This window comes from Peptacetobacter hominis (genome assembly GCF_006861675.1).
GTDB lineage: Bacteria > Bacillota > Clostridia > Peptostreptococcales > Peptostreptococcaceae > Peptacetobacter > Peptacetobacter hominis.
The window spans coordinates 43,368-63,840 of record NZ_SGJB01000009.1 but is presented as its reverse complement, the minus strand read 5'-3'; the positions used below and the strand labels follow the sequence as shown (position 1 = coordinate 63,840).

Below are 20,473 nucleotides of genomic sequence, written 5' to 3'. Positions count from 1 at the left end.
TTCTGTGGATTTTTTTGCACAAATATAAAAGAATGTTGAAAAATAAACAAAAACTTATCAACAGTATACACAGAATTAATGTGGATAAATATTGATAAGTTTGAATAAAAAAATTGAATAAATTTATGCAAAAAAGTGTTGACGAGGAATAGCATTCTGTATATAATATTACTTGTGGCTGAGAGAGCCACAGCAGAAGATGGTCTATTAGCTCAGTCGGTAGAGCACTTGACTTTTAATCAAGGTGTCCCGCGTTCGAGCCGCGGATAGATCACCATCTCTGGCCCGTTGGTCAAGCGGTTAAGACACCACCCTTTCACGGTGGTAACAGGGGTTCGATTCCCCTACGGGTCACCATTTACAGTGGGGTTATAGCTCAGCTGGGAGAGCATCTGCCTTACAAGCAGGGGGTCACAGGTTCGAGCCCTGTTAACCCCACCATAAAACAGAACTCGCTGGTGTGGCTCAATTGGTAGAGCAGCTGACTTGTAATCAGCAGGTTGTAGGTTCGAGTCCTATCACCAGCTCCAGTATATAGAGATTATCGAAAGATAGTCTCTTTTTTTATGTAAAAATTAATATATATGTTATTCATACCGTTTTAGGTGTCGTTCAGGCAATATCTATTGCTTTATACTTTTATATTGATATTATAAAAGCATAAACACAGTTAATTACATTGTCTGAAAGGAGACATCGACATGAAAAATATAAATAAAAAAGACAGCATAAAAAACAAAAGTTTTCTTATAATGCTTATAGTTGTTGTTATTGCATCAGGATTTCTATTTTCTGTAAACACTATACAAATTTCGCATCTTGCAGGAAGAGCTGATGTGTATAACAATATATTTGGAGATTACGATACAGAATACGTAGATATAGAAAAAGAAAAAATGACATCCGTAAAAAACGACGCTAATATATATAGCTCGGATAATGTCCAGAATCTTGGAAAGCTTATAAACACAAGAACTGGTATGAGCAGTGAACTCAAATCTATAAATGGATATGATGATAAAGAAAAGAAATCCTATTTTGAGGAGAAAGGTAGAGTTTTAGAGGGTAGGCTTCCAAAAAATAATAATGAGATAGTAGTTGATTATGACACAATAATAAATCTTGGACTTGGAGAGAATCCAATAGGAAAAACTGTAAACTTTGAACTCAGAAAAAATTATATGTCTGAGAATGGGGAACAAAAGGTGTATTCCGATATGAAAAAATTTGAGATTGTAGGTCTTGTAAAGAGAAAATACTACGATAAAGATATAATAAATCAGGTGGATGTAGGTCGGAATAATATCAGACGGACGAGTTATATATATGGAAACTTTGATGGAAATACAATTATTCCAGATGAAGCCGTAAGTTATGATTTACTTGTTAAATTCAAAGGCGGAGAAAAATTTACATCAAAAGAGTTGATAGACAATATATACAATACAGCAAAAAAATACAACATAGGGCAGGATTCTATATATCCTGAAAAATACAGTATAAATCGGATGAAAACTACTGAAAATGCAGTAGGAAACGTATTGCGTACAGAAAATGTTATACTTGCAGCTGCAGTAATATTTGTAATATGCAATATTATAAGTTCTGCATGGAGAAAAGTTGTAGAAAAAGAAGAAATAAACGATATAAAATCATATATAATAAAAAAATCGGCTATGATAGGTATATATGGAACTGTTCTGGGAATTATTTTTGGGGCAGCAGTCTCAAAACTTTCTCTTATTGTATTGAGGGATGAACGGATTAAAAATATAGCAAATGATACTCTATATATACATATAAATACTATTATGTATGTTGTGCTTGTATCTGTAGTATCTGTTGCAGCTGGAACTTCATTGGCGATAAAAATGACATCAGAAAAGTCGAGGGTTTATTCAAAGGTGATGAATATTATATCTGTTATTATGAGTATATATATAGTTACATATACAGTAATAGGAATACCTCAAAAGATGGACTATAGTTCTTCTGATATAGAGTATATCCATGATCTTGAAATAAATACTCCGCTTAATAGCGATATAGACAGATTTAAAACAGAGATAATAGATGTAGATACATTGAATAAATACAAAAATGTAGGGACAGTGGATAAGCAGTATCTAAAAACAGCGGGTATAACTGTTGATAGTGAATCTACTAGCGAAGATTTTAAACGTATTATGGGAATAGATAGAAAAGGAATGACAGAGTATATAAATCATATTAGATTCATAGATAATGTAGCTATTTCGGAAAAAATAAGTTCTTCTGTTGAAGATGGAAATCCAGATGAACTGAAAGATATAGGAAAATATGTAAATGTAGCTTTATACAACTATGTTTATGATAAATATACAAATAAATACAGTAAAGCATATAATCAGATTAAAGTAGGAGATATTATAAATATATCTGTAAATCACCTGAGTGGAAATAAGATTGAAAAGAGAACTATACCTGTAAGAGTATGTGCAGTTTTGAACGAAACTTGGGGGAAAGAAGGCAATCGGATAAGGGATTCAAAGCCGGAAATAATTGTTTCTGACAGGAATGTAGATACAATGATTGGCGATAGTACATATAATAATATATATGTTGATTATGATAAAGATATAAGTAAGAATAGTATAGATAATATAGAGTTTTACGCGGAACATTTTATATCTAGATCTATTCTAAGCAGAAGTATTTCTGAAAATAAACAGGTTATATCTAAACATACAGCATATGAAAGAAATTATGTAAATACATTGTATGCAGTAGGATTGGCTATTATAAATACCGTGTATCTACTGAAATCTGATTTTATACGATTAGATAAATCGAGAAGAAAATCAGCAACCAAGTAAAACCACCTTAAATTTATAAAAGGGAATTTTTGTGAGCATTTAGCTTATGAAAATTCCCTTTAAATTTTTTGAGAAAATATTTTATTTTAAGTGAACCTTTCAGACAGTTAAATCATCTAATAGATGAAAAGAAAATATAGTACTATATAGACATGAAAGGATGATGTATGAATTGAACACAGAAGTATTTAAACAAAAGGTAATCCGGTCAGAAGATACATTATACAGAGTGTCAAAATCCATACTTATCAATGACCGGGACTGTGAAGATGCCGTATCATCTGCAATATTAAAAGCTTTCAGAAAGAAAAATACACTTAGGGAAGATAAATATTTTAAAACATGGCTTATAAGAATTCTTATAAATGAATGTTACAGTATAAAGAAAAAGCAGAAAAAAGAGGTGTCTTATGATGAGTATTTTGAAAATACCGCATCAGAGAAAAAAGAAGATTACTCAGACCTTTATCTTGCAGTTTCAAAACTCCCAGATAAGATAAGAATAACACTTCTTCTTCATTATATAGAAGGATATTCAGTTGATGAAACAGCAGATATTCTTAAAATACCATCAGGAACAGTTAAAAGCAGATTATCAAAAGGAAGAAATCTTCTAAAGATTGAGCTTGGAAGTATGGAGGTGTGTTATGAATAAAAAATATTCAAAGGATATATTTCCTGAAACTCCAGAGAGTTTCAAGGATACAGTTAGAATGACTCTTGATAGTTTACCTGAAGAGGAGGAGCATAGTATGAAATTCAGATTCAGAAAAAGAGGAATATTAATAGCAGCAGCAATTATGGTAGTTGGGACAACAGTTTTTGCAGCACAGAATATAACAAGTATAGTTGGAAATTCAAGTAATATAGCTTTTTATGAAGAACTTCCAACAGAAGATCAGATAATGAAAGATTTTAGTTTTAAACCTGTACTTCTTGAAAGTTTCAGCAATGGTTTTAAATTTGATAAAGCCTACAAGGAGGACACAGAAGGACTTGATGATAATGGAAACTCAGTAGATAAAGCAAAGAATGTAATATTTGATTATAAAAAAGGAAATGAAGTAGTAACGCTTGAATCATCTGCAAAGAAAATAGGAACAGATCAGATATCAAACCCTGTTGATTCATATAAGGGAACAGATATATTCTATTCAGAGGATATGTATAAATTTGTACCAGCAGACTATGAGATGACAGAACAGGATAAGAAAGATGAAAAATCTGGTAAATATATATTCAGTTATGGAACAAGTGAAGTTGAAATACAGAAGTTTAAACATATTTCTTGGGAAAAAGGGGGAGTATATTACTCATTATACGGAATGGATTTATCCATCTCAGAGGATGATATGATACAGATGGTACATGAGGCCATAGATGCAAAATAGCAGAAGTGAGAAATATAATCAATAAAATAATAATGAAAATCATTTACAGTTAATCGAGAATGTGTTATATTTAATTCAGGTCAGACAAATACCCCCTTGTCTGCAGGGGATAAAATAAAAATGCCTTTAGTATTTGCGCCGATTAAAATTACACACTTCTTGATCCGAGAACCGCTACGCGGTTCTCTTTTTTTATATTATTTAATATGTAAATTAATGAGAAATAAAATCAACAAAAGAAAGTGAAAATCATTTACAATTAATCGAGCGTATGCTATATTATATTCAGGCTTAAAAATTATCGCGGCAAATTTAATTTTTAAGGAGAATAGATAAAATGGCAAAGATGATGGGACCAAGATTCAAACAGTGCAGAAGACTTGGACTGAATGTATGTGGACATCCAAAGGCGATGGACAGAGCAGGTAGAGGAACTTCAAGAGCTGATAAAAAACTTTCACCGTATGGGTTACAGCTTCTTGAAAAACAGAGACTAAAAGCATATTATGGTGTACTTGAAAAGCAGTTTGCAAACTATGTGCACAGGGCTGAAAAATCAAAGGATTCTACAGGGACAGTACTTGTACAGCTTCTTGAATGCAGATTAGATAATATAGTGTACAGACTTGGGATAGCTTCGTCGATAAGACAGGCAAGACAGATGGTTGTGCATGGGCACATACTTGTAAACGGAAAGAAAGTTGATAGACCTTCATATGGTGTATCTATAGGAGATGTTGTTTCTCTTAGAGAAAAATCACAGTCCAATGAAATGTTCAGAAAGAATTTTGAAAACGGATCACTCGATGTATATCCATATCTTGAAAAAAATATGGAAAACTTCTCTGGAACGCTTATTAGAAAGCCTGAAAGAAATGAAATACCAATAGAGATAAATGAAATCCTAGTGGTAGAATATTACTCAAAATTATAGTATCACACCACAGAGCCTTGTATATACAGGGCTCTTTTTATATTGATTGAAAAACCCCCGATTAAACGGGGGTCAGGAGGAAAAATTATTTTAAAGGATAAATTCTGAATGAAACTTTTCCTATGATATTTTCTGAAGAGATGAAGTAGTCTGTTTCTACATCGTCTATAGGGCGATTATCGCCAAATATGAAGAATTTTCCATCTGGGACTGTATTATCCAGATCTCCGTTTGTATCGTATATCAGATAATCTTCATTCCGTTTTTTGCCATTTATATAAATATGTCCATTTTCTATTTTCAGATGTTCTCCAGGAAGTCCTACAATTCTTCTTATATCGTATCTATTGGAATTGGGAAGTTTTACATATACTATATCTCCCCTTTTGATATCGGAAAATTTATAGGAAAATCTGTTGACTGCCAAAATGTCATCTTCCTCAAATTGTGGGTACATGAACATATTATCTAGTTTAACAGGTTTAAATATTATACAGGTCGCTAAAAATACTAATAATACAATCGACAAAACTATTTTCTTTGGAGTTAATATCTTCTTGTCTTTGAACATAATATGTTCACCTCTCTATATGCAAATAAAAATCGTTTATTTTGATTAATTGTTTTTATCAGTATCGTTTATGATTTTACCATCGCTTATAGTTATTATTCTATCTGCAGTTTCGGCTATTTCCTGGTTGTGAGTTATCATTACAAGTGTCCGGCCGAAGTCTTTTACTGTATTTTTCAGTATTTCCATAACTTCTTCAGTAGTTTTTGAGTCAAGGTTTCCTGTTGGCTCATCGGCAAATATTACAGATGGTCTGTTTGCAAGTGCTCTTGCTATTGCAACCCTCTGCTGCTGTCCACCGGAAAGCTCATTTGGGAACTTTTTCACCTGTTCTTCAAGACCGATTGCCTTTACTATACTGTCGATGTATATTTTATCCGGCTTCTTACCGTCAAGAAGTATAGGTAAAGCGATGTTGTCGTAAACATTTATGACAGGGATAAGGTTGAAGCTCTGGAATATAAATCCAAACTCCTGTCTTCTTATCTTTGAAAGTTCATTGTCGCTAAGGTCGTATAGATTTTTGTCTCCAAGCATTACAACTCCATCTGTAGGTTTATCAAGACCTGCCATACAGTGAAGAAGTGTACTTTTACCAGAACCGGATGTACCTATTATAGAAGTGAATTTACCTGTTTCTATTTGAAGATCTATACCGTCTACAGCTTTTACTGTAGTATCTCCCTTACCGTAGTATTTTTTCAGATTGCTTACTATAAGTGTTTTCATATTAAAAACCCCTTTCAAAATATATTGATGTCTTTGACCTTAAAATACCATTGTAAATATGTTCGTTCAATAGATATGGCCTGAAATGCAGTTAAAATGGCGCGAAATGCAATTTCAAAAGTAAGTATATAAGTTTTCAATTATTTCCTACAAAGGAAAGGATGGTATCAACGTTGAATATAGATATATAAAACATTATGGGAGGGGATTATTCTATGGACAGAGTTGAAATAATAAAAGGCGATATAACAAAGCTCGATGTGGATGCAATAGTAAATGCGGCAAACACATCTCTTCTTGGAGGTGGTGGAGTAGATGGAGCTATTCACAGAGCTGCAGGGAAAGAACTTTTAGAGGAATGCAGAACTCTTGGTGGATGTATGACAGGAGATGCAAAAATAACAAAAGGATATAATCTACCTGCCAGATATGTAATACATACAGTAGGTCCGATATGGCATGGTGGCGACAGAAATGAGGAAAAACTTCTTAAAAGCTGCTACAGAAGATCGATAGAACTTGCCGTAGAGAATAATCTTAAAAGTATAGCTTTTCCGGCTATAAGTACAGGAGTATACGGATATCCACCTGAAAAAGCGGCAAAAGTTGTATCGGATGTTCTTTGTGAAACCCTGAATAAATACGATAAAAATAGGGTAGAAAAAATAATACTTGTGTGTTTTGATGATTTAACATACAATCTTTATAAAATGTATATAAAATAAAAGACAGTGAGGTGTTGATTATGAAGATAACTTTTTTAGGACATTCTGTGGTACTTATTGAAAATGGAGAGTTTAAAGGTATAGTAGACCCTTTTATAACAGGTAATCCGATATGCAAATACAGTGATGAAATGTTGGAAGGACTTACTCATATATTTGTAACACATGGACATGGAGATCATCTGGGGGATACAGTTTCTCTTGCTCAGAAAAACAATGCGCTTGTGGTTGCAAATCATGAGATAGCGCACTATCTTTCAAAGAAAAATCTGAATGTACACTCTATGCATATAGGTGGAAAATTTACATTTGATTTTGGAACTTTAAAAATGACTCCTGCACTTCACGGTTCTGGTATAGAAGATGGAGAAGATATGATATACGGTGGAAATCCATGTGGATTCCTTTTTGAAATAGATGGCAAAAAAATATATCACGCAGGTGATACTGGACTTACTATGGATATGAAACTTCTTGAAGATGACCATATTGATCTGGCATTTCTTCCAATAGGTGGAAACTTTACTATGGATGTAAAGGATGCTGCAAGAGCTTGTGAATTTATAAAGCCGGATAAAGCTGTTCCTATGCATTACGATACATTCGGAGTAATAGAAGCAGATCCTTTGAAATTCAAAAAAAGAGCTGAATATGCAGAAGTTGTAATACTTAAACCAGGTGAATCAATAGAACTCTAGGATAAATATCAAGTATAAATAGAAATACCCGGATTTACATTATGGAATGTACTCCGGGTATTTTTTATAGTCTGTTTTCCCATCTCAGGTCTTTTCCTATGAAATGAAGAAGTCGGAAGTTTCCTATTATCCTTGAAAAAGTTCTCTGAGAATATGATTCTCCCAGTTTTATAGGAGAAAGGTTCGTAGAGATTATAGTTTTTTTGCCAGTCAGAAGTCTGGTATTTACAATATTGAAAATCTCACCTGTAGTAAACGAGTTATTGAGCTCAGTTCCTAAATCATCTATTATAAGGAGATCACATTCGAAAAGATTTCTGTAACTCTCCTCATTCATTCTGTGGTCGCCTTCTTTTCTGAATTTGTAGTTTTCAAGAATCTCAAGTATTTTAAATGCAGTCTGATATATGACTACATATCCCTGATCAAGGAGTGATTTTGCTATACAGTTGCACATATATGTTTTTCCAAGTCCGGTACTTCCGAAGAATAAAAGATTATCTCCGTTATCCTCTTTGAAATCCGCTATGAATGAATCACAGATAGATATAATTTCCATCATATTCTGCTTTGGAGATTTATTTTCCTTTTCATCTATCTCATCAGAAAATATATTCATATCAAATTTGTCGAAGTTTTCCTTTTCAAGAATTCTTGTCATATTTGACATTCTGTATGCTTCATTTATAATTTCCTGCTTAAGACATGAACATTTCTTTCCACCAGGTAGAAATCCTGTGTCTTTGCATTTTTCACATTCATATTTTATTTCCAGATAATCTTCAGGAAAATTATTTGCTATCAGAAGGCTTTTTCTTTTCTCTGATAATGTTTCTATTTCTTTTCTGCATTCAAAGGCGATTTCCTCTCTTGAAGAAGTTTTCTCAAGTGCAGCTTTTGTCATTTTTAGTCCGATGAATGCTATTTCTCTATCTATTGTTTTTATTTCAGGAATCTGTTCATATACCTGAGCTCTTCTTTTTTCAAGCATATACTCGTCATTATCTCTTTTATTCTGATATTTAAGCAGAATACCTCTAAGTTTTTCCTCTTTCATACAATCACCGCCTTCAATATCTATTTAAACTTTCTGCTCTGACTTTTCTTTATAAGATCGTTTAATTCGTCGGCAGAATATCTTGTAAATGTCTCATCAAAATTTTTGAAAGAGTTATTCTTTGATGGAGTTGAACTTTTCTTTTTAGTTGAATTCTGTTTTGCATCTTTTTCTTTTTTTTCTCTTTCTTTCTCTGCCCGTTCAGCTTCTTCAAACTTTCTAAGTTCTTCAATAGTTCTGATGGAAGCATCAGCCCATTTTTTTATTATACCGTCTATATATGCTATCGAAGGGTTTGAAATATTTTTTGATTTTGAACAGGCTTCAAGTGCAAGCTCTATGTCTATATTATAAACATCGAACCATGTATTCATAACATCCTTTTCAGATTTTGACGGTTGTCTTCTGAAGCCAAGATAATCGAATACTGCTCTATACATCATATATCTTTCGCTCTGAAGAGCCATGCTGTTTTTTACATCATCAACTGTATAAAAACATGAATCATACCAGTTTCTAAGTATACTTTCTATGTATTTTACCGGCTTTGATGTACCTGTTCTGTCCTTTGTAATCTGATAGGCAAGTACAATCATATCGGGACTCATATTAAATTTCTCTTTTATATCAAGAAGAGAGATTTTTTCGCCCGGTTCCAGATATCTTCCTACTATTTTGTTTATTTCATTGAACATTTTTCTGTTTTGCGTGTTTTCAGATTTTAAAACTATCATATCTGCATCTGATGAGATAGGAGAAGTTTTGTTGAAATCCATATAGTTAAGGTTCATAAACTCTACAGAAAAATTGAATCGATTGTCGATATCATCTCTATGTATTTTTACTATATTCTGTGATTCCCAGTATTCCCATGCTTTCAGCACATCAGAAAGTGGAACATTGAGATTTGACGCTATATATTCATTTCCCTGTTTTGGGTCCGGATTTGCCATAGTGGCTGTTTTGTATCCAAGTAGATAGACCTTTACAGAAAGCCCGTCAGCCATTGGCATAAATAAATCTATAAATACGTTGGGGATAGTAGTCTGACCAAAATCCCTATCGTTATTTTCGACAAAAAACATTATATCACCTCACTATAAATTATATCATCTAAATACCGCTTTTGTTAATTATACAGGAGAATGAAAATATGGTAAACTATGGTGTAGTGCAAATGCTAAAATTGGGTAGCTATAAAATATAGTCTACTTTTGAAGATAATAGATGATATAATAATTTTTATATAGTTTTAGAGGTGATAGATTTAATGATAAAGTATTGTTCAATAGGCAGTGGAAGTTGCGGAAACTGTCATTTTGTAGGATATAAAGATACAAATATACTTATAGATGCGGGACTTAGTGGAAAAAGAATATCTGATGGTATAAAGGATATAGGAGAAGATGCGGAAAAACTTAGAGGTATATTTATAACACATGAACACTCAGACCATATAAAGGGAGCTGGGATAGTATCCAGAAAATACAATATACCCATATTTGCAAATATAGAGACATGGAGAAGTATGAAAGAAAAGCTCGGAAAAATAGAAAAGGAGAATATGATAGTATTTGAAAATGATAGAAACTATTCTCTGGGTGATTTAATAATAAGACCTTTTTCAATAGAGCACGATGCTGCAAATCCTGTTGGATATAATATGTGTGCAAATGGAGGAAGCGAAAAAATATCTATAGCTACGGATATAGGGATAATAACCGAAAATGTAAGAAGAAATCTGTACAGATCAAAGCTTGTTGTTCTGGAATCTAATTACGACAAGAATATGCTTATGGCGGGATCTTATTCGTATGCACTTAAAAGAAGGGTTATGTCAGATGTGGGACATCTTTCAAATGACGAGGCAGGAAAATTCTGTGTAGATCTCATAAAAAACGGAACTGATAGAATACTTCTGGCACATCTGAGCAAAGAAAATAACTTTCCTGAGCTTGCCTATGAAACATCAAAGGGTATACTGAAAGAAAATCAGATGAGTATAGGGAGCGATGTAAACTTAGATGTACTTCTTAGAAACAGTATTTCTGATATATACAAAGTGGCACCATAGAATAAGTGGAGAATTTTACAATAAAATAAAAAAAGATTGAATATATGGAGGAGTTTAATGAATATAACAGTTATAGGAGTAGGAAAAATAAAGGAAAAATATCTGAAACTAGGGATAGACGAATTTTCAAAAAGGCTTTCAAAGTACTGCAAGCTGGATATAGTCGAGCTTGACGACGAGAAGGCTTCGGAAAAACTGAGTGAAAAAGAAATGATAATGGTAAAGGACAAAGAAGGAAAGAGAATTCTTTCAAAGATAAAGGACAACAGCTATGTAATAGCACTTGCTATAGATGGGAAAAATCTGTCTTCTGAGGAACTTGCCGACAAAATAAGCGATCTTGCAGTCAGGGGAAACAGCAGTATTACTTTTGTAATAGGAGGTTCGCTTGGTCTTTCTGATGAGGTGATGAAGAGGGCTGATTATAAGCTGTCTTTTTCAAAGATGACATTCCCACATCAGCTTATGAGACTTATACTTCTTGAGCAGGTGTACAGAGCTTTCAGGATAAATAATAATGAACCTTATCATAAGTAGGTGATACGATGGTATATCTTAAGGAATTTGTATTTCCAAGTGAAAATGCAGAACATTTATTTATAAGTGGAATAAAGAGTACCTGTTATAAAACATTCTATCCGTTTGGAATTATATCGAAAAATCTGTTTGAAAGGATTGATTTCAGTCCGATTACTATACTTTATGGGTCAAATGGATCAGGAAAATCGACAGCTTTGAATATCATTGCAGAAAAAATAGGAGCAGATAGGGAATCTGTATTTAACAGAAGCGACTTTTATGGAAATTATGTCGATATGTGTGATTTTGTAATGGATGATTATGATTTAAACGAGATAAAGATAGTAACAAGCGATGATGTATTTGACTACATACTCGATATAAGAAATACCAATGAGGGAATAGACAAAAGAAGAAGCCGGCTACTTGAGGACTATATAAATACAAAAGAATCGAGAGCAGTTATGAAATCTCTTGATGATTATGAAACGATAAAACACATAAATGAAGTAAGAAGAAAAAGTCGGTCAAAGTATATAAATGAAAATCTGACAAAGAATCTGAGAACATATTCAAATGGAGAAAATGCATGCAGATATTTTCTCGATAGTATAAAAGAAAATGGAATATATATACTGGACGAACCTGAAAATAGCCTTTCTCCAAAAAGGCAGATAGAGCTTGTAAAATTTATAGAGGATTCTGCAAGATTTTTCGGCTGCCAGTTTATAATTTCGACACATTCACCATTTATATTGTCCATGAAAGAGGCAACTATTTACAATATGGATAAATGCCCTGTATCGATAGATAAATGGACGGAACTTGATAATGTAAAAGAGTATTATAATTTCTTTATGGAACATAAAAATGAATTTGAATAGAAAAAGGGCTATCATTTAAAATGACGGCCCTTTTAAATTTATATAAAATTATATAGCTCTAGTGTATTCTTTTAACCACTCAGCTTCTTCTGCAGTAAGGAATGGAGATATTTTTTCAAATACCTGTCCATGATACCAGTTAAGGTAATTTTTCTCTTCTTCAGTCATTAGCTCAGGATTTATACCATCAAGGTCTATTGGAGCAAATGTTATAACTTCGAAGTTCATGAACTGTCCGTAGAAGTTTTTCTCAGCTTTTCTACAAACTATTTCGTTCTCTATTCTTATACCGTGAGATCCCTCTATGTATATACCTGGTTCGTTAGTAGTTATCATACCCTCTTCTAAAACAGCAGAGTCGAATCTTTCAGGAACAAGTTTCCATCTGAATCCGTTTGGAGCTTCGTGAACATTAAGAACGTGTCCTATACCGTGTCCAGTACCGCACTGATAGTCTATTCCCATCTTCCACATAACTCCTCTTGCAAGTATATCAAGGTTGTATCCGTGGCATCCGTAAAGGAATTTTGCCATAGAAAGTCCTATCATACCTCTAACAACAGAAGTGAAGTGAAGTTTTAATTCATCTGATAATTCTCCAAGTACAAAAGTTCTTGTTATATCAGTAGTTCCGTCAAGATACTGTCCACCAGAATCAAGAAGGAACAGATGCTCAGGTTTAAGTTCAACATCAGTTTCTGGAGTTGAAGAGTAGTGCATCATGGCAGCGTGCTCTTTGTAGGCAGCTATAGTTCCAAATGATGTATCAAAGAAATCTTTATTTTCAGCACGAAGTTCAGCTATTTTAGCCTGTGCAGAAAGCTCAGTTATTCCACCTTTTGCAACGTTGTTCTTTAACCAGTACATAAACTTAGTTATAGCCACACCGTCTTTTATATGTGCATTTCTTGTGCAGGCAAGTTCAGTTTCGTTTTTGCATGCCTTGAAGAATAATGCAGGGTTGTAGTCTACTATTTTTTCAGCTTTTATGTTGTTGAATACAGCGTAGTTAAGTTTTGTTCCATCTACTAGAACTTTTTCGCATTCGCATATTCCTTTAACATATTCATATATATCGTTGTATGGAAGTATTTCAACGTTCTCTTTTGCAAATTCAGCTTTTAATTCATCTGAAAGTTTAGCTTCATCTATGAAAAGAACAACTTTGTCAGTTGTTATTACAGCATAAGATAAAACAACAGGGCTGTGAGCTATATCTCCACCTCTCATGTTGAAAGTCCATGCTATATCGTCAAGAGATGTCATTACATGGCATGTAGCTCCTTTTTCAGCCATTTTTTCTCTTGTTCTCTGAAGTTTAGATGAGAAAGATTCACCTGTGTATTCAATACCAAGCATAAATGCCTTTGCATCAGATAAAGAAGGTCTTCCTTCCCATATAGAGTCTACAAGATCATACTGATATTCTATTTTTATATTTTTTTCAGCAAGAACTTCTGTAAGTTCGTTACCTTCGTTTGCACATATTACTCTTCCGTCAAATCCAAGAACTGAACCTTCAGCAAGGTTTTCAAGAAGATATTCAGTAGTTGTAGGGAATCCTTCAACACCCATTTTCATAAGTTCAACTTCACTACCTTTAAGCTGATTTTCAGCCTGTATAAAGTATCTTCCGTCAGTCCAAAGACCTGCAAAGTCTTTTGTAACTATAACAGTACCTGCAGAACCGTTGAATCCTGATATAAATTCTCTTGATTTGAAGTAGTCTCCAACATATTCACTCTGGTGAAAGTCAGCAGATGGTATCATATACGCATCTATATTCTTGTCAGCCATTGCTTTTCTTAAAGCAGATATTCTTTCATTTATATTCATATTAATCCTCCAATAAAAGGTATTTATGTATCTGATTTTTAATCAGACCGTACAAGATAATGATATCATTTGCCTTTTGTATATTTCAATAAAAGCGATTTTTATATCAATAGTTTTTATGTATTATACCGAGGATTATAAAACGTTAATATATACATATATTAAATATATTTTTGTATATATAAGTGTCGATATCAATAAAAATATATTATTGTTCTAATAAAAATATGAATCGCAAATGCTAAAACAGAAGATTTTATTATTGTTTATAAAGATTGAAAACATCTATAAAATATGGTAAAATCGGAAAATGTATAAATTTAGAGCATAGGAGATTGATAAAATGGAAAATTTACCAAACTGCCCGAAATGTAACTGTGAATATACTTATGAGGATGGAAGTATGATAGTATGTCCTGAATGTGCATACGAATGGAATCCAGAGACAACAGTAGATGAAAATGTAATAAAAGACGTAAACGGAAATATATTAAACGATGGAGATTCTGTAACAGTAGTTAAGGACCTTAAAGTTAAAGGAAGTTCATCTTCAATAAAAATAGGAACAAAAGTAAAGAATATAAGACTTGTTCCAGATGCAGCTGACGGACACGATATAGAGTGCAAGATAGATGGATTTGGTGCAATGAAACTTAAATCAAGTGTTGTAAAAAAAGCATAGTAATATAAAAGGATGATTTGATAACTCAAATCATCCTTTATCTTTATGGTTATTAAAATCAAAAGTTATTTAAAATACTTCAAAACTTAAATATCATTAAAATACATCGCTCATTATATGATTTTTAAGATAATCATTGAAAATAGCATATTCTTTATCAGTAATCTTTTTAGGATAGCTCATAATTACCAGATTATGCCCTTTATTTTCTTCCCTGTAAGGTGGATGAATATGAGAGTATATATTTTTAAAAAATCCACATCTTTCGTAGAAAGAAAGCCTACGAATAGAAATATCGTCTATAGGCGGATCTATTTCAAGAATAATAACCTTTTGTTCTGAAGAAAGAAGTTCAAGAGCTCTCTGTCCATATTTTCTATTTCTCATCTTAGGAGATATACATAGATGCTCCACATATATAAAATTATCTTTTTTCCAGCAAAGAATGATTCCTACGAATTTCTTATTATCCAAAATAAGATTGAAATAGTAGTTTGGATCATCCATTATCTTTAACTGAGAATTAGATTTTCTCTGTTCATGTAAAGGAAAGCTTATAGAGTACAATTCCATAGCTTTTTTATATTCTTCAGTATCTGAATTTGTAATGCGTATAAATTCCATATAATCCCCTCTTGCTAAATAGTATTTTAAATATTATATCAGAATATACTACATAACTCTATCTGTATTAAGCCATTTTCCCTTCCATGTATAAAGAACCATAAGTACAGCACCGATAAGCCAAGATATAGGATAAAGTGCGTATACGGCATCTATAGTATTGAAATAAGGAAGTACGAACTGTATACATAAAACTCTGAACAGACAAAGTGAAACAAGAAGAACTATCATAGGTGGTATAGTTTTTCCTGTACCTCTTACAGTCCCTGCAAATGAATGCATTATACTAAGCAGGAAGTAGAATGGACAGAAGAATTTCATGGCTTCCATTCCAGCCTGTATAACAAGGGCATCTTTTGTAAATAGAGACATTATCTGGTGAGAGAATGTAAGAAGTAAAACTCCTGTTACAATCGTATAGATAAGTCCGATTATAAGTGTTATTGTGGAACCTTTTTTTACTCTGTCTATCTTCCCGGCACCGTAGTTCTGACCTGTAAAAGTAGTTATTGCCATACTTATACTCATTACCGGAAGTATATTGAATCCATCTATTTTAAGATATGCTCCGAATCCTGCCATAGCCTTTGAACCGAATATATTTATACTTGACTGTATAAGTACATTTGAAAAAGATATTACAGTATTCTGTATAGCTGTAGGAAGTCCTACTTTTATTATTTTTAGTGCCATATCTTTATGTATTTTTATCTTTTCAATACATACACTGTATACGTCGTCTACCCTTATAAGGAAATATAATGCAAGGATACATGATACCATCTGGCTTATGTTTGTTGCAACAGCTGCACCCATTACACCCATTCTGAAAGTTTTTATAAAAAGAAGATCCAGAAAAATATTTACTGTAGATGCGACACCAAGATAAAGCAGAGATCTCTTTGAATTTCCGACAGCGTTAAGTATTCCGGCTGCCATGTTATATACTACGTTAAATAGAATACCAAGAGAGAATACTCTAAGATATACAACAGATTCACCCATTACATCTGATGGCGTTCTCATCCACTGAAGAAGCTGAGGTGTAAAAAGTATACCTGCTATAGACATTGTAATTCCAAGAACAATAGAGATTGCAAGTGATGTATGAACAGCCTTCTGTATTCCTTCTCTGTTTTTTGCACCGATATACTGCGATACAATTACACCTGCACCGACAGAGGCACCCTGACAGAACGATATAAGAAGGTTTATAAGAGAAGTACTCGAACCTACCGCAGCAAGTGCATTACTTCCGACATAGTTTCCGACAATTATGGAGTCCACTGTGTTGTACATCTGCTGAAGCAGATTTCCAAGTATAAGTGGAACCGAAAAAAGAAGAAGAATTTTTACAATGTTCCCCTCCGTCATATCAGACGCTTTTTTAGTTTTTGGGGAATGACCTACCGAAAGAGATTTGTTTGCGATACTATCTGCATTTGAACTCAAAAGAACACACTCCATTTCAAATAAATTATTTTTAATATCTGAGTTATATATTATCTGTCTGAAAACATTAGTGTTATTATGCTATTATATAATGATTTTGAAATACAATAATATTTCCAAAAACATATTATAGAACACTTTTTTGCTAATATCAAATATGATATTTATATAACGAGATATAGAGTGAATTTTTATTAAGATATTGAATGTATATTTTATCAATTTGAGCATATTATTAAAAAATAAAAGCGAGAATTGCATCAAAAGATAAGCAATACCCGCTTTTGTTTTGAAAAAACTTAATTAATTAAGAAACTATTTCCTGTGTTTTCCATATAGGAAGATTATCTTCAAAAGAGACAGAAAGTCTTCCGGAATCACATAGATATGAAACCATGGATCTTATTGTGCTTCCTACAAGTACATATTGTCCCATATTCATTGTAAGATCATATGAACTGAATATATTTGATATAAGTTCGTCCATAGAAAGACCATCTCTACAGAAAAGCATTATTCTATCAAGTATTTCTATGACTTTGTTTCTATTCATAGAAACAAGTGAATGTATGTCGTCAGTTACATCCGCATGAGACGGTACGAAAGTTTTACATTCCATTTTTTCAAGATAATCAAGTGTTTCAAGAAATCCCTTTACATCGTATATAAATGAAATGTGGTATTTTTCTATTGTTTTTCTGCCGAATACAGAATCGGCAATGAAACATATATCGTCAGGTGTTCTTACCCCTATCATATCAAAGAAGTGACCCTTTAGATTGAAGATTTCAAATCCTTCAGGAAGTTCAGCTTCTGATATATCCAATGCAGATGATGGTTTTGCCATCAGAAATTTATTTCTAAGAGATGAATCCGGGAATCCGCCGTATAAAAAAGAAGGCTCAAGCACCGGGTGCTCTGTAAAGCATTTTTCTATTCCGGATGTATATATTTTGCAGCCTGTTCTTTTCTGAAGAAAATTATTTCCACCTATGTGGTCTGCATTTGAATGTGTATTTATAATAGCCTCAAGTGTCCAGTTGTTTTTTTCAAGTATTTTTAAAATCTTTCTTCCGGCATCGGAATCATTACCACTGTCTATAAGAAAAACTTTATCCTCAGATGTCTTGTAGATTCCTATTTTTGAAGGACAATCGATATAATAAGTATTTTCTGTAATCTGAACTAAGTTAAACATAAAAATCCCTCTTTCTATAAGAATTAATTAAACTGACCAATCGATAAGTATGATTAAAAAATAGTTTACTATACAATTATAAAATGATTATTCTGAAAATTCAATATATATAAATGTAAACTATATCAAAAATATAGGAAGTATCAAAAGGCGTATATATACATATACAAGTATATCGTTGCAAAAATAAAATAGATAAAAGTTTAAAAAAATATTTGTGATTTTTTGACCCGCGGGACACAAAATGACACATCAGGAAAACTTTTTTTTCAAATGTTACATAGTATTATACAAAAAATAGTGACGGAAAAATGATGCAAAAAGTAGTAAAATAGCACGTTTCAGCGTCAAAAATATACTTTTTTAATGACTGAATTTATGATATATTAAACATAGTAACAATTGACAAAAAATATAGAAACAACTGAGAATAAACGAATTCAAAAGAAGGAGGAGAAATTATGATTTATTCAGCAGAAGTATCTAATATGTGTAAAATAAACAAAGGGCCAAACCACGGTCCAGCTCCAATACCAGAAGAAGGTAAATGGGTAAGAGCTAAAGAAGTAACTGATATAAGCGGTCTTACTCACGGTGTAGGTTGGTGTGCTCCACAGCAGGGTGCTTGTAAACTTACATTAAACGTTAAAGACGGTATAATACAGGAAGCTCTTGTTGAAACTATAGGATGTTCAGGAATGACTCATTCAGCTGCTATGGCATCTGAAATACTTCCTGGAAAAACTATACTTGAAGCATTAAATACAGACCTTGTATGTGATGCTATAAACACAGCTATGAGAGAAATATTCTTACAGATAGTATACGGAAGATCTCAGACAGCTTTCTCTGAAGGTGGACTTCCAATAGGTGCAGGTCTTGAGGACCTTGGAAAAGGACTTAGAAGCCAGGTTGGTACAATGTATGGAACTTTAGAAAAAGGACCTAGATACCTTGAAATGGCAGAAGGTTATGTAACAAAAGTAGCTCTTGACGAAAACAGCGAAATAATAGGATACGAATTTGTTAACCTTGGAAGAATGATGGAAATGATAAGCAAGGGAACAGATGCTAACGAAGCTATGGAAAAAGCTAAAGCTACTTACGGAAGATTTAACGACGCTGTTAAATACATAGACCCAAGACATGAATAATATCTAAAGGAAGGTGTGAATAATATGGCATTATTTGAAAGTTACGAAAGAAGAATAAACCAGATAACTCCTGTATTAGAAAAATACGAGTTAGGTTCATTAGAAGATTGTAGAGCTCTTTGCGAAAGCAAAGGATTTGATCCATACAAAATAGTAAAAGAAACTCAGGCTATAGCATTTGAAAATGCAGGTTGGGCATATACTTTAGGTGCTGCAATAGCTCTTAAAAAAGGATGTACAAAAGCTGCAGATGCTGCAGAAGCTATAGGTGAAGGACTTCAGGCATTCTGTATACCTGGTTCTGTTGCTGACAACAGAAAAGTTGGTCTAGGACATGGTAACCTAGGTGGAATGCTTCTAAGAGAAGAAACTAAATGTTTCGCATTCCTAGCAGGACACGAAAGTTTCGCAGCTGCTGAGGGAGCTATAAAAATAGCTGAAAAAGCAAACAAAGTTAGAAAAGAGCCATTAAGAGTTATACTTAACGGACTTGGAAAAGACGCTGCTTACATAATATCAAGAATAAACGGATTCACTTATGTACAGACTGAATTTGACTACTTCACAGGAGAATTAAAAGTAGTTAAAGAAGTTCCTTTCTCAAATGGAGAAAGAGCTAAAGTTAGATGCTACGGAGCAGATGACGTTAGAGAAGGTGTTGCTATAATGCACAGCGAGGGTGTTGACGTTTCTATAACAGGAAACTCTACAAACCCAACAAGATTCCAGCATCCAGTTGCAGGAACATACAAAAAAGAATGTATAGAGCAGGGTAAAAAATACTTCTCAGTTGCTTCAGGTGGAGGAACAGGAAGAACACTTCATCCAGATAACATGGGTGCAGGACCAGCTTCTTACGGTATGACAGATACAATGGGAAGAATGCATTCTGATGCTCAGTTTGCAGGATCTTCTTCAGTTCCAGCTCACGTTGAGATGATGGGACTTATAGGAATGGGTAACAACCCAATGGTTGGTGCTACAGTTGCAGTTGCAGTTGCAGTAGAAGAAGCAAGCAAATAATAAATACTAGAAAATATAAATATAAAGGGCAGTCTGATAACAGACTGCCCTTTTATAACGGGGAGGT

The 20,473-nt window shown here is 33.2% G+C and carries 20 protein-coding genes and 4 tRNA genes; 16 read left to right on the top strand and 8 right to left on the bottom strand.

Translation table 11 applies throughout. From position 1 onward, the window contains the following. Nucleotides 1-201 precede the first annotated feature (201 nt). The 8 genes from EXD82_RS06100 (at nucleotide 202) to rpsD (ending at nucleotide 5,180) form a co-directional block, all read left to right on the top strand. A tRNA-Lys gene (locus tag EXD82_RS06100) sits at nucleotides 202-277 on the top strand. 5 nt (nucleotides 278-282) lie between these two features. Continuing rightward, a tRNA-Glu gene (locus EXD82_RS06095) sits at nucleotides 283-357 on the top strand. An 8-nt stretch (nucleotides 358-365) separates the two neighbouring features. Beyond that, a tRNA-Val gene (locus EXD82_RS06090) sits at nucleotides 366-441 on the top strand. 13 nt (nucleotides 442-454) lie between these two features. Further along, nucleotides 455-530, top strand: a tRNA-Thr gene (locus EXD82_RS06085). 171 nt (nucleotides 531-701) lie between these two features. After that, nucleotides 702-2,855 carry an ABC transporter permease family protein gene (locus tag EXD82_RS06080; RefSeq protein ID WP_142536033.1) on the top strand — a complete coding sequence of 718 codons (2,154 nt, stop codon included), beginning with the start codon at nucleotides 702-704 and terminating at the stop codon, nucleotides 2,853-2,855. A 163-nt stretch (nucleotides 2,856-3,018) separates the two neighbouring features. Next, complete coding sequence (locus EXD82_RS06075; protein ID WP_142536032.1) at nucleotides 3,019-3,510, top strand: RNA polymerase sigma factor; 492 nt, start codon at nucleotides 3,019-3,021, stop codon at nucleotides 3,508-3,510. Continuing rightward, nucleotides 3,503-4,246 carry a hypothetical protein gene (locus EXD82_RS06070; RefSeq protein WP_142536031.1) on the top strand — a complete coding sequence of 248 codons (744 nt, stop codon included), beginning with the start codon at nucleotides 3,503-3,505 and terminating at the stop codon, nucleotides 4,244-4,246. Before EXD82_RS06075 ends, EXD82_RS06070 begins: the two co-directional genes overlap by 8 nt. 337 nt (nucleotides 4,247-4,583) lie before the next feature. Beyond that, the gene (gene rpsD, locus EXD82_RS06065) at nucleotides 4,584-5,180 is read left to right on the top strand and encodes a 30S ribosomal protein S4 (protein WP_142536030.1); all 597 of its coding nucleotides are present in this window, start codon (nucleotides 4,584-4,586) and stop codon (nucleotides 5,178-5,180) included. Between the two features lie 85 nt (nucleotides 5,181-5,265). Here the strand turns inward: rpsD and lepB are convergent, their stop codons facing one another. Together lepB and EXD82_RS06055 are read right to left on the bottom strand one after the other, a co-directional pair. Then, nucleotides 5,266-5,751, bottom strand: a complete 486-nt coding sequence (gene lepB / locus EXD82_RS06060; RefSeq protein ID WP_142536029.1) for a signal peptidase I — start codon at nucleotides 5,749-5,751, stop codon at nucleotides 5,266-5,268. Between the two features lie 45 nt (nucleotides 5,752-5,796). Beyond that, nucleotides 5,797-6,480, bottom strand: a complete 684-nt coding sequence (locus tag EXD82_RS06055; protein ID WP_142536028.1) for an ABC transporter ATP-binding protein — start codon at nucleotides 6,478-6,480, stop codon at nucleotides 5,797-5,799. Nucleotides 6,481-6,695: 215 nt separating this feature from the next. Between EXD82_RS06055 and EXD82_RS06050 the strand changes: the two genes are divergently transcribed. Next, nucleotides 6,696-7,205, top strand: a complete 510-nt coding sequence (locus tag EXD82_RS06050; RefSeq protein WP_142536027.1) for an O-acetyl-ADP-ribose deacetylase — start codon at nucleotides 6,696-6,698, stop codon at nucleotides 7,203-7,205. 20 nt (nucleotides 7,206-7,225) lie between these two features. After that, complete coding sequence (locus EXD82_RS06045; RefSeq protein WP_142536026.1) at nucleotides 7,226-7,903, top strand: metal-dependent hydrolase; 678 nt, start codon at nucleotides 7,226-7,228, stop codon at nucleotides 7,901-7,903. Nucleotides 7,904-7,967: 64 nt separating this feature from the next. On the opposite strand, the gene EXD82_RS06040 is transcribed toward EXD82_RS06045, so the two are convergent. Then, the gene (locus EXD82_RS06040; RefSeq protein ID WP_142536025.1) at nucleotides 7,968-8,960 is read right to left on the bottom strand and encodes an ATP-binding protein; all 993 of its coding nucleotides are present in this window, start codon (nucleotides 8,958-8,960) and stop codon (nucleotides 7,968-7,970) included. Between the two features lie 20 nt (nucleotides 8,961-8,980). Further along, complete coding sequence (locus EXD82_RS06035; RefSeq protein ID WP_142536024.1) at nucleotides 8,981-10,045, bottom strand: DnaD domain protein; 1,065 nt, start codon at nucleotides 10,043-10,045, stop codon at nucleotides 8,981-8,983. A gap of 185 nt (nucleotides 10,046-10,230) precedes the next feature. Between EXD82_RS06035 and EXD82_RS06030 the strand changes: the two genes are divergently transcribed. Genes EXD82_RS06030 through EXD82_RS06020 form a run of 3 tightly spaced genes read left to right on the top strand, consistent with a single transcriptional unit; the run spans nucleotide 10,231 to nucleotide 12,437 of the window. Next, nucleotides 10,231-11,034, top strand: coding sequence for an MBL fold metallo-hydrolase (locus EXD82_RS06030; RefSeq protein WP_142536023.1), 804 nt, complete (start codon nucleotides 10,231-10,233; stop codon nucleotides 11,032-11,034). A gap of 57 nt (nucleotides 11,035-11,091) precedes the next feature. After that, nucleotides 11,092-11,571, top strand: coding sequence for a 23S rRNA (pseudouridine(1915)-N(3))-methyltransferase RlmH (gene rlmH / locus EXD82_RS06025; protein WP_142536022.1), 480 nt, complete (start codon nucleotides 11,092-11,094; stop codon nucleotides 11,569-11,571). Between the two features lie 8 nt (nucleotides 11,572-11,579). Then, nucleotides 11,580-12,437: an AAA family ATPase gene (locus EXD82_RS06020; protein WP_142536021.1), complete on the top strand. Its 858-nt coding sequence runs from the start codon at nucleotides 11,580-11,582 to the stop codon at nucleotides 12,435-12,437. A 48-nt stretch (nucleotides 12,438-12,485) separates the two neighbouring features. Here EXD82_RS06020 and EXD82_RS06015 read toward each other — a convergent pair whose 3' ends face one another. Further along, on the bottom strand, nucleotides 12,486-14,273 hold the full coding sequence (locus tag EXD82_RS06015) for an aminopeptidase P family protein (RefSeq protein WP_142536020.1): 1,788 nt from the start codon (nucleotides 14,271-14,273) through the stop codon (nucleotides 12,486-12,488). Between the two features lie 343 nt (nucleotides 14,274-14,616). Here EXD82_RS06015 and EXD82_RS06010 point away from each other — a divergent pair, with 343 nt between their 5' ends. Beyond that, nucleotides 14,617-14,955, top strand: a complete 339-nt coding sequence (locus EXD82_RS06010) for a zinc ribbon domain-containing protein YjdM (protein ID WP_142536019.1) — start codon at nucleotides 14,617-14,619, stop codon at nucleotides 14,953-14,955. 96 nt (nucleotides 14,956-15,051) lie between these two features. On the opposite strand, the gene EXD82_RS06005 is transcribed toward EXD82_RS06010, so the two are convergent. The 3 genes from EXD82_RS06005 to EXD82_RS05995 form a co-directional block, all read right to left on the bottom strand. Next, the gene (locus EXD82_RS06005; protein WP_142536018.1) at nucleotides 15,052-15,579 is read right to left on the bottom strand and encodes a GNAT family N-acetyltransferase; all 528 of its coding nucleotides are present in this window, start codon (nucleotides 15,577-15,579) and stop codon (nucleotides 15,052-15,054) included. 48 nt (nucleotides 15,580-15,627) lie between these two features. Next, nucleotides 15,628-17,031, bottom strand: coding sequence for an MATE family efflux transporter (locus tag EXD82_RS06000; RefSeq protein WP_330573723.1), 1,404 nt, complete (start codon nucleotides 17,029-17,031; stop codon nucleotides 15,628-15,630). 307 nt (nucleotides 17,032-17,338) lie between these two features. Beyond that, nucleotides 17,339-18,229, bottom strand: a complete 891-nt coding sequence (locus tag EXD82_RS05995) for an MBL fold metallo-hydrolase (protein ID WP_142536017.1) — start codon at nucleotides 18,227-18,229, stop codon at nucleotides 17,339-17,341. A gap of 461 nt (nucleotides 18,230-18,690) precedes the next feature. Between EXD82_RS05995 and EXD82_RS05990 the strand changes: the two genes are divergently transcribed. Together EXD82_RS05990 and EXD82_RS05985 are read left to right on the top strand one after the other, a co-directional pair. After that, nucleotides 18,691-19,383, top strand: a complete 693-nt coding sequence (locus EXD82_RS05990) for an iron-sulfur cluster assembly scaffold protein (RefSeq protein WP_142536016.1) — start codon at nucleotides 18,691-18,693, stop codon at nucleotides 19,381-19,383. Between the two features lie 24 nt (nucleotides 19,384-19,407). After that, complete coding sequence (locus tag EXD82_RS05985; RefSeq protein WP_142536015.1) at nucleotides 19,408-20,406, top strand: GGGtGRT protein; 999 nt, start codon at nucleotides 19,408-19,410, stop codon at nucleotides 20,404-20,406. The last annotated feature ends 67 nt before the right edge of the window (nucleotides 20,407-20,473 follow it).

Coding starts and splice junctions, on each gene's coding strand:
- EXD82_RS06080 (WP_142536033.1), top strand. CDS start 702: ATGAAAAATATAAATAAAAAAGACAGCATAAAAAACAAAAGTTTTCTT.
- EXD82_RS06075 (WP_142536032.1), top strand. CDS start 3,019: ATGTATGAATTGAACACAGAAGTATTTAAACAAAAGGTAATCCGGTCA.
- EXD82_RS06070 (WP_142536031.1), top strand. CDS start 3,503: ATGAATAAAAAATATTCAAAGGATATATTTCCTGAAACTCCAGAGAGT.
- rpsD (WP_142536030.1), top strand. CDS start 4,584: ATGGCAAAGATGATGGGACCAAGATTCAAACAGTGCAGAAGACTTGGA.
- lepB (WP_142536029.1), bottom strand. CDS start 5,751: ATGTTCAAAGACAAGAAGATATTAACTCCAAAGAAAATAGTTTTGTCG.
- EXD82_RS06055 (WP_142536028.1), bottom strand. CDS start 6,480: ATGAAAACACTTATAGTAAGCAATCTGAAAAAATACTACGGTAAGGGA.
- EXD82_RS06050 (WP_142536027.1), top strand. CDS start 6,696: ATGGACAGAGTTGAAATAATAAAAGGCGATATAACAAAGCTCGATGTG.
- EXD82_RS06045 (WP_142536026.1), top strand. CDS start 7,226: ATGAAGATAACTTTTTTAGGACATTCTGTGGTACTTATTGAAAATGGA.
- EXD82_RS06040 (WP_142536025.1), bottom strand. CDS start 8,960: ATGAAAGAGGAAAAACTTAGAGGTATTCTGCTTAAATATCAGAATAAA.
- EXD82_RS06035 (WP_142536024.1), bottom strand. CDS start 10,045: ATGTTTTTTGTCGAAAATAACGATAGGGATTTTGGTCAGACTACTATC.
- EXD82_RS06030 (WP_142536023.1), top strand. CDS start 10,231: ATGATAAAGTATTGTTCAATAGGCAGTGGAAGTTGCGGAAACTGTCAT.
- rlmH (WP_142536022.1), top strand. CDS start 11,092: ATGAATATAACAGTTATAGGAGTAGGAAAAATAAAGGAAAAATATCTG.
- EXD82_RS06020 (WP_142536021.1), top strand. CDS start 11,580: ATGGTATATCTTAAGGAATTTGTATTTCCAAGTGAAAATGCAGAACAT.
- EXD82_RS06015 (WP_142536020.1), bottom strand. CDS start 14,273: ATGAATATAAATGAAAGAATATCTGCTTTAAGAAAAGCAATGGCTGAC.
- EXD82_RS06010 (WP_142536019.1), top strand. CDS start 14,617: ATGGAAAATTTACCAAACTGCCCGAAATGTAACTGTGAATATACTTAT.
- EXD82_RS06005 (WP_142536018.1), bottom strand. CDS start 15,579: ATGGAATTTATACGCATTACAAATTCAGATACTGAAGAATATAAAAAA.
- EXD82_RS05995 (WP_142536017.1), bottom strand. CDS start 18,229: ATGTTTAACTTAGTTCAGATTACAGAAAATACTTATTATATCGATTGT.
- EXD82_RS05990 (WP_142536016.1), top strand. CDS start 18,691: ATGATTTATTCAGCAGAAGTATCTAATATGTGTAAAATAAACAAAGGG.
- EXD82_RS05985 (WP_142536015.1), top strand. CDS start 19,408: ATGGCATTATTTGAAAGTTACGAAAGAAGAATAAACCAGATAACTCCT.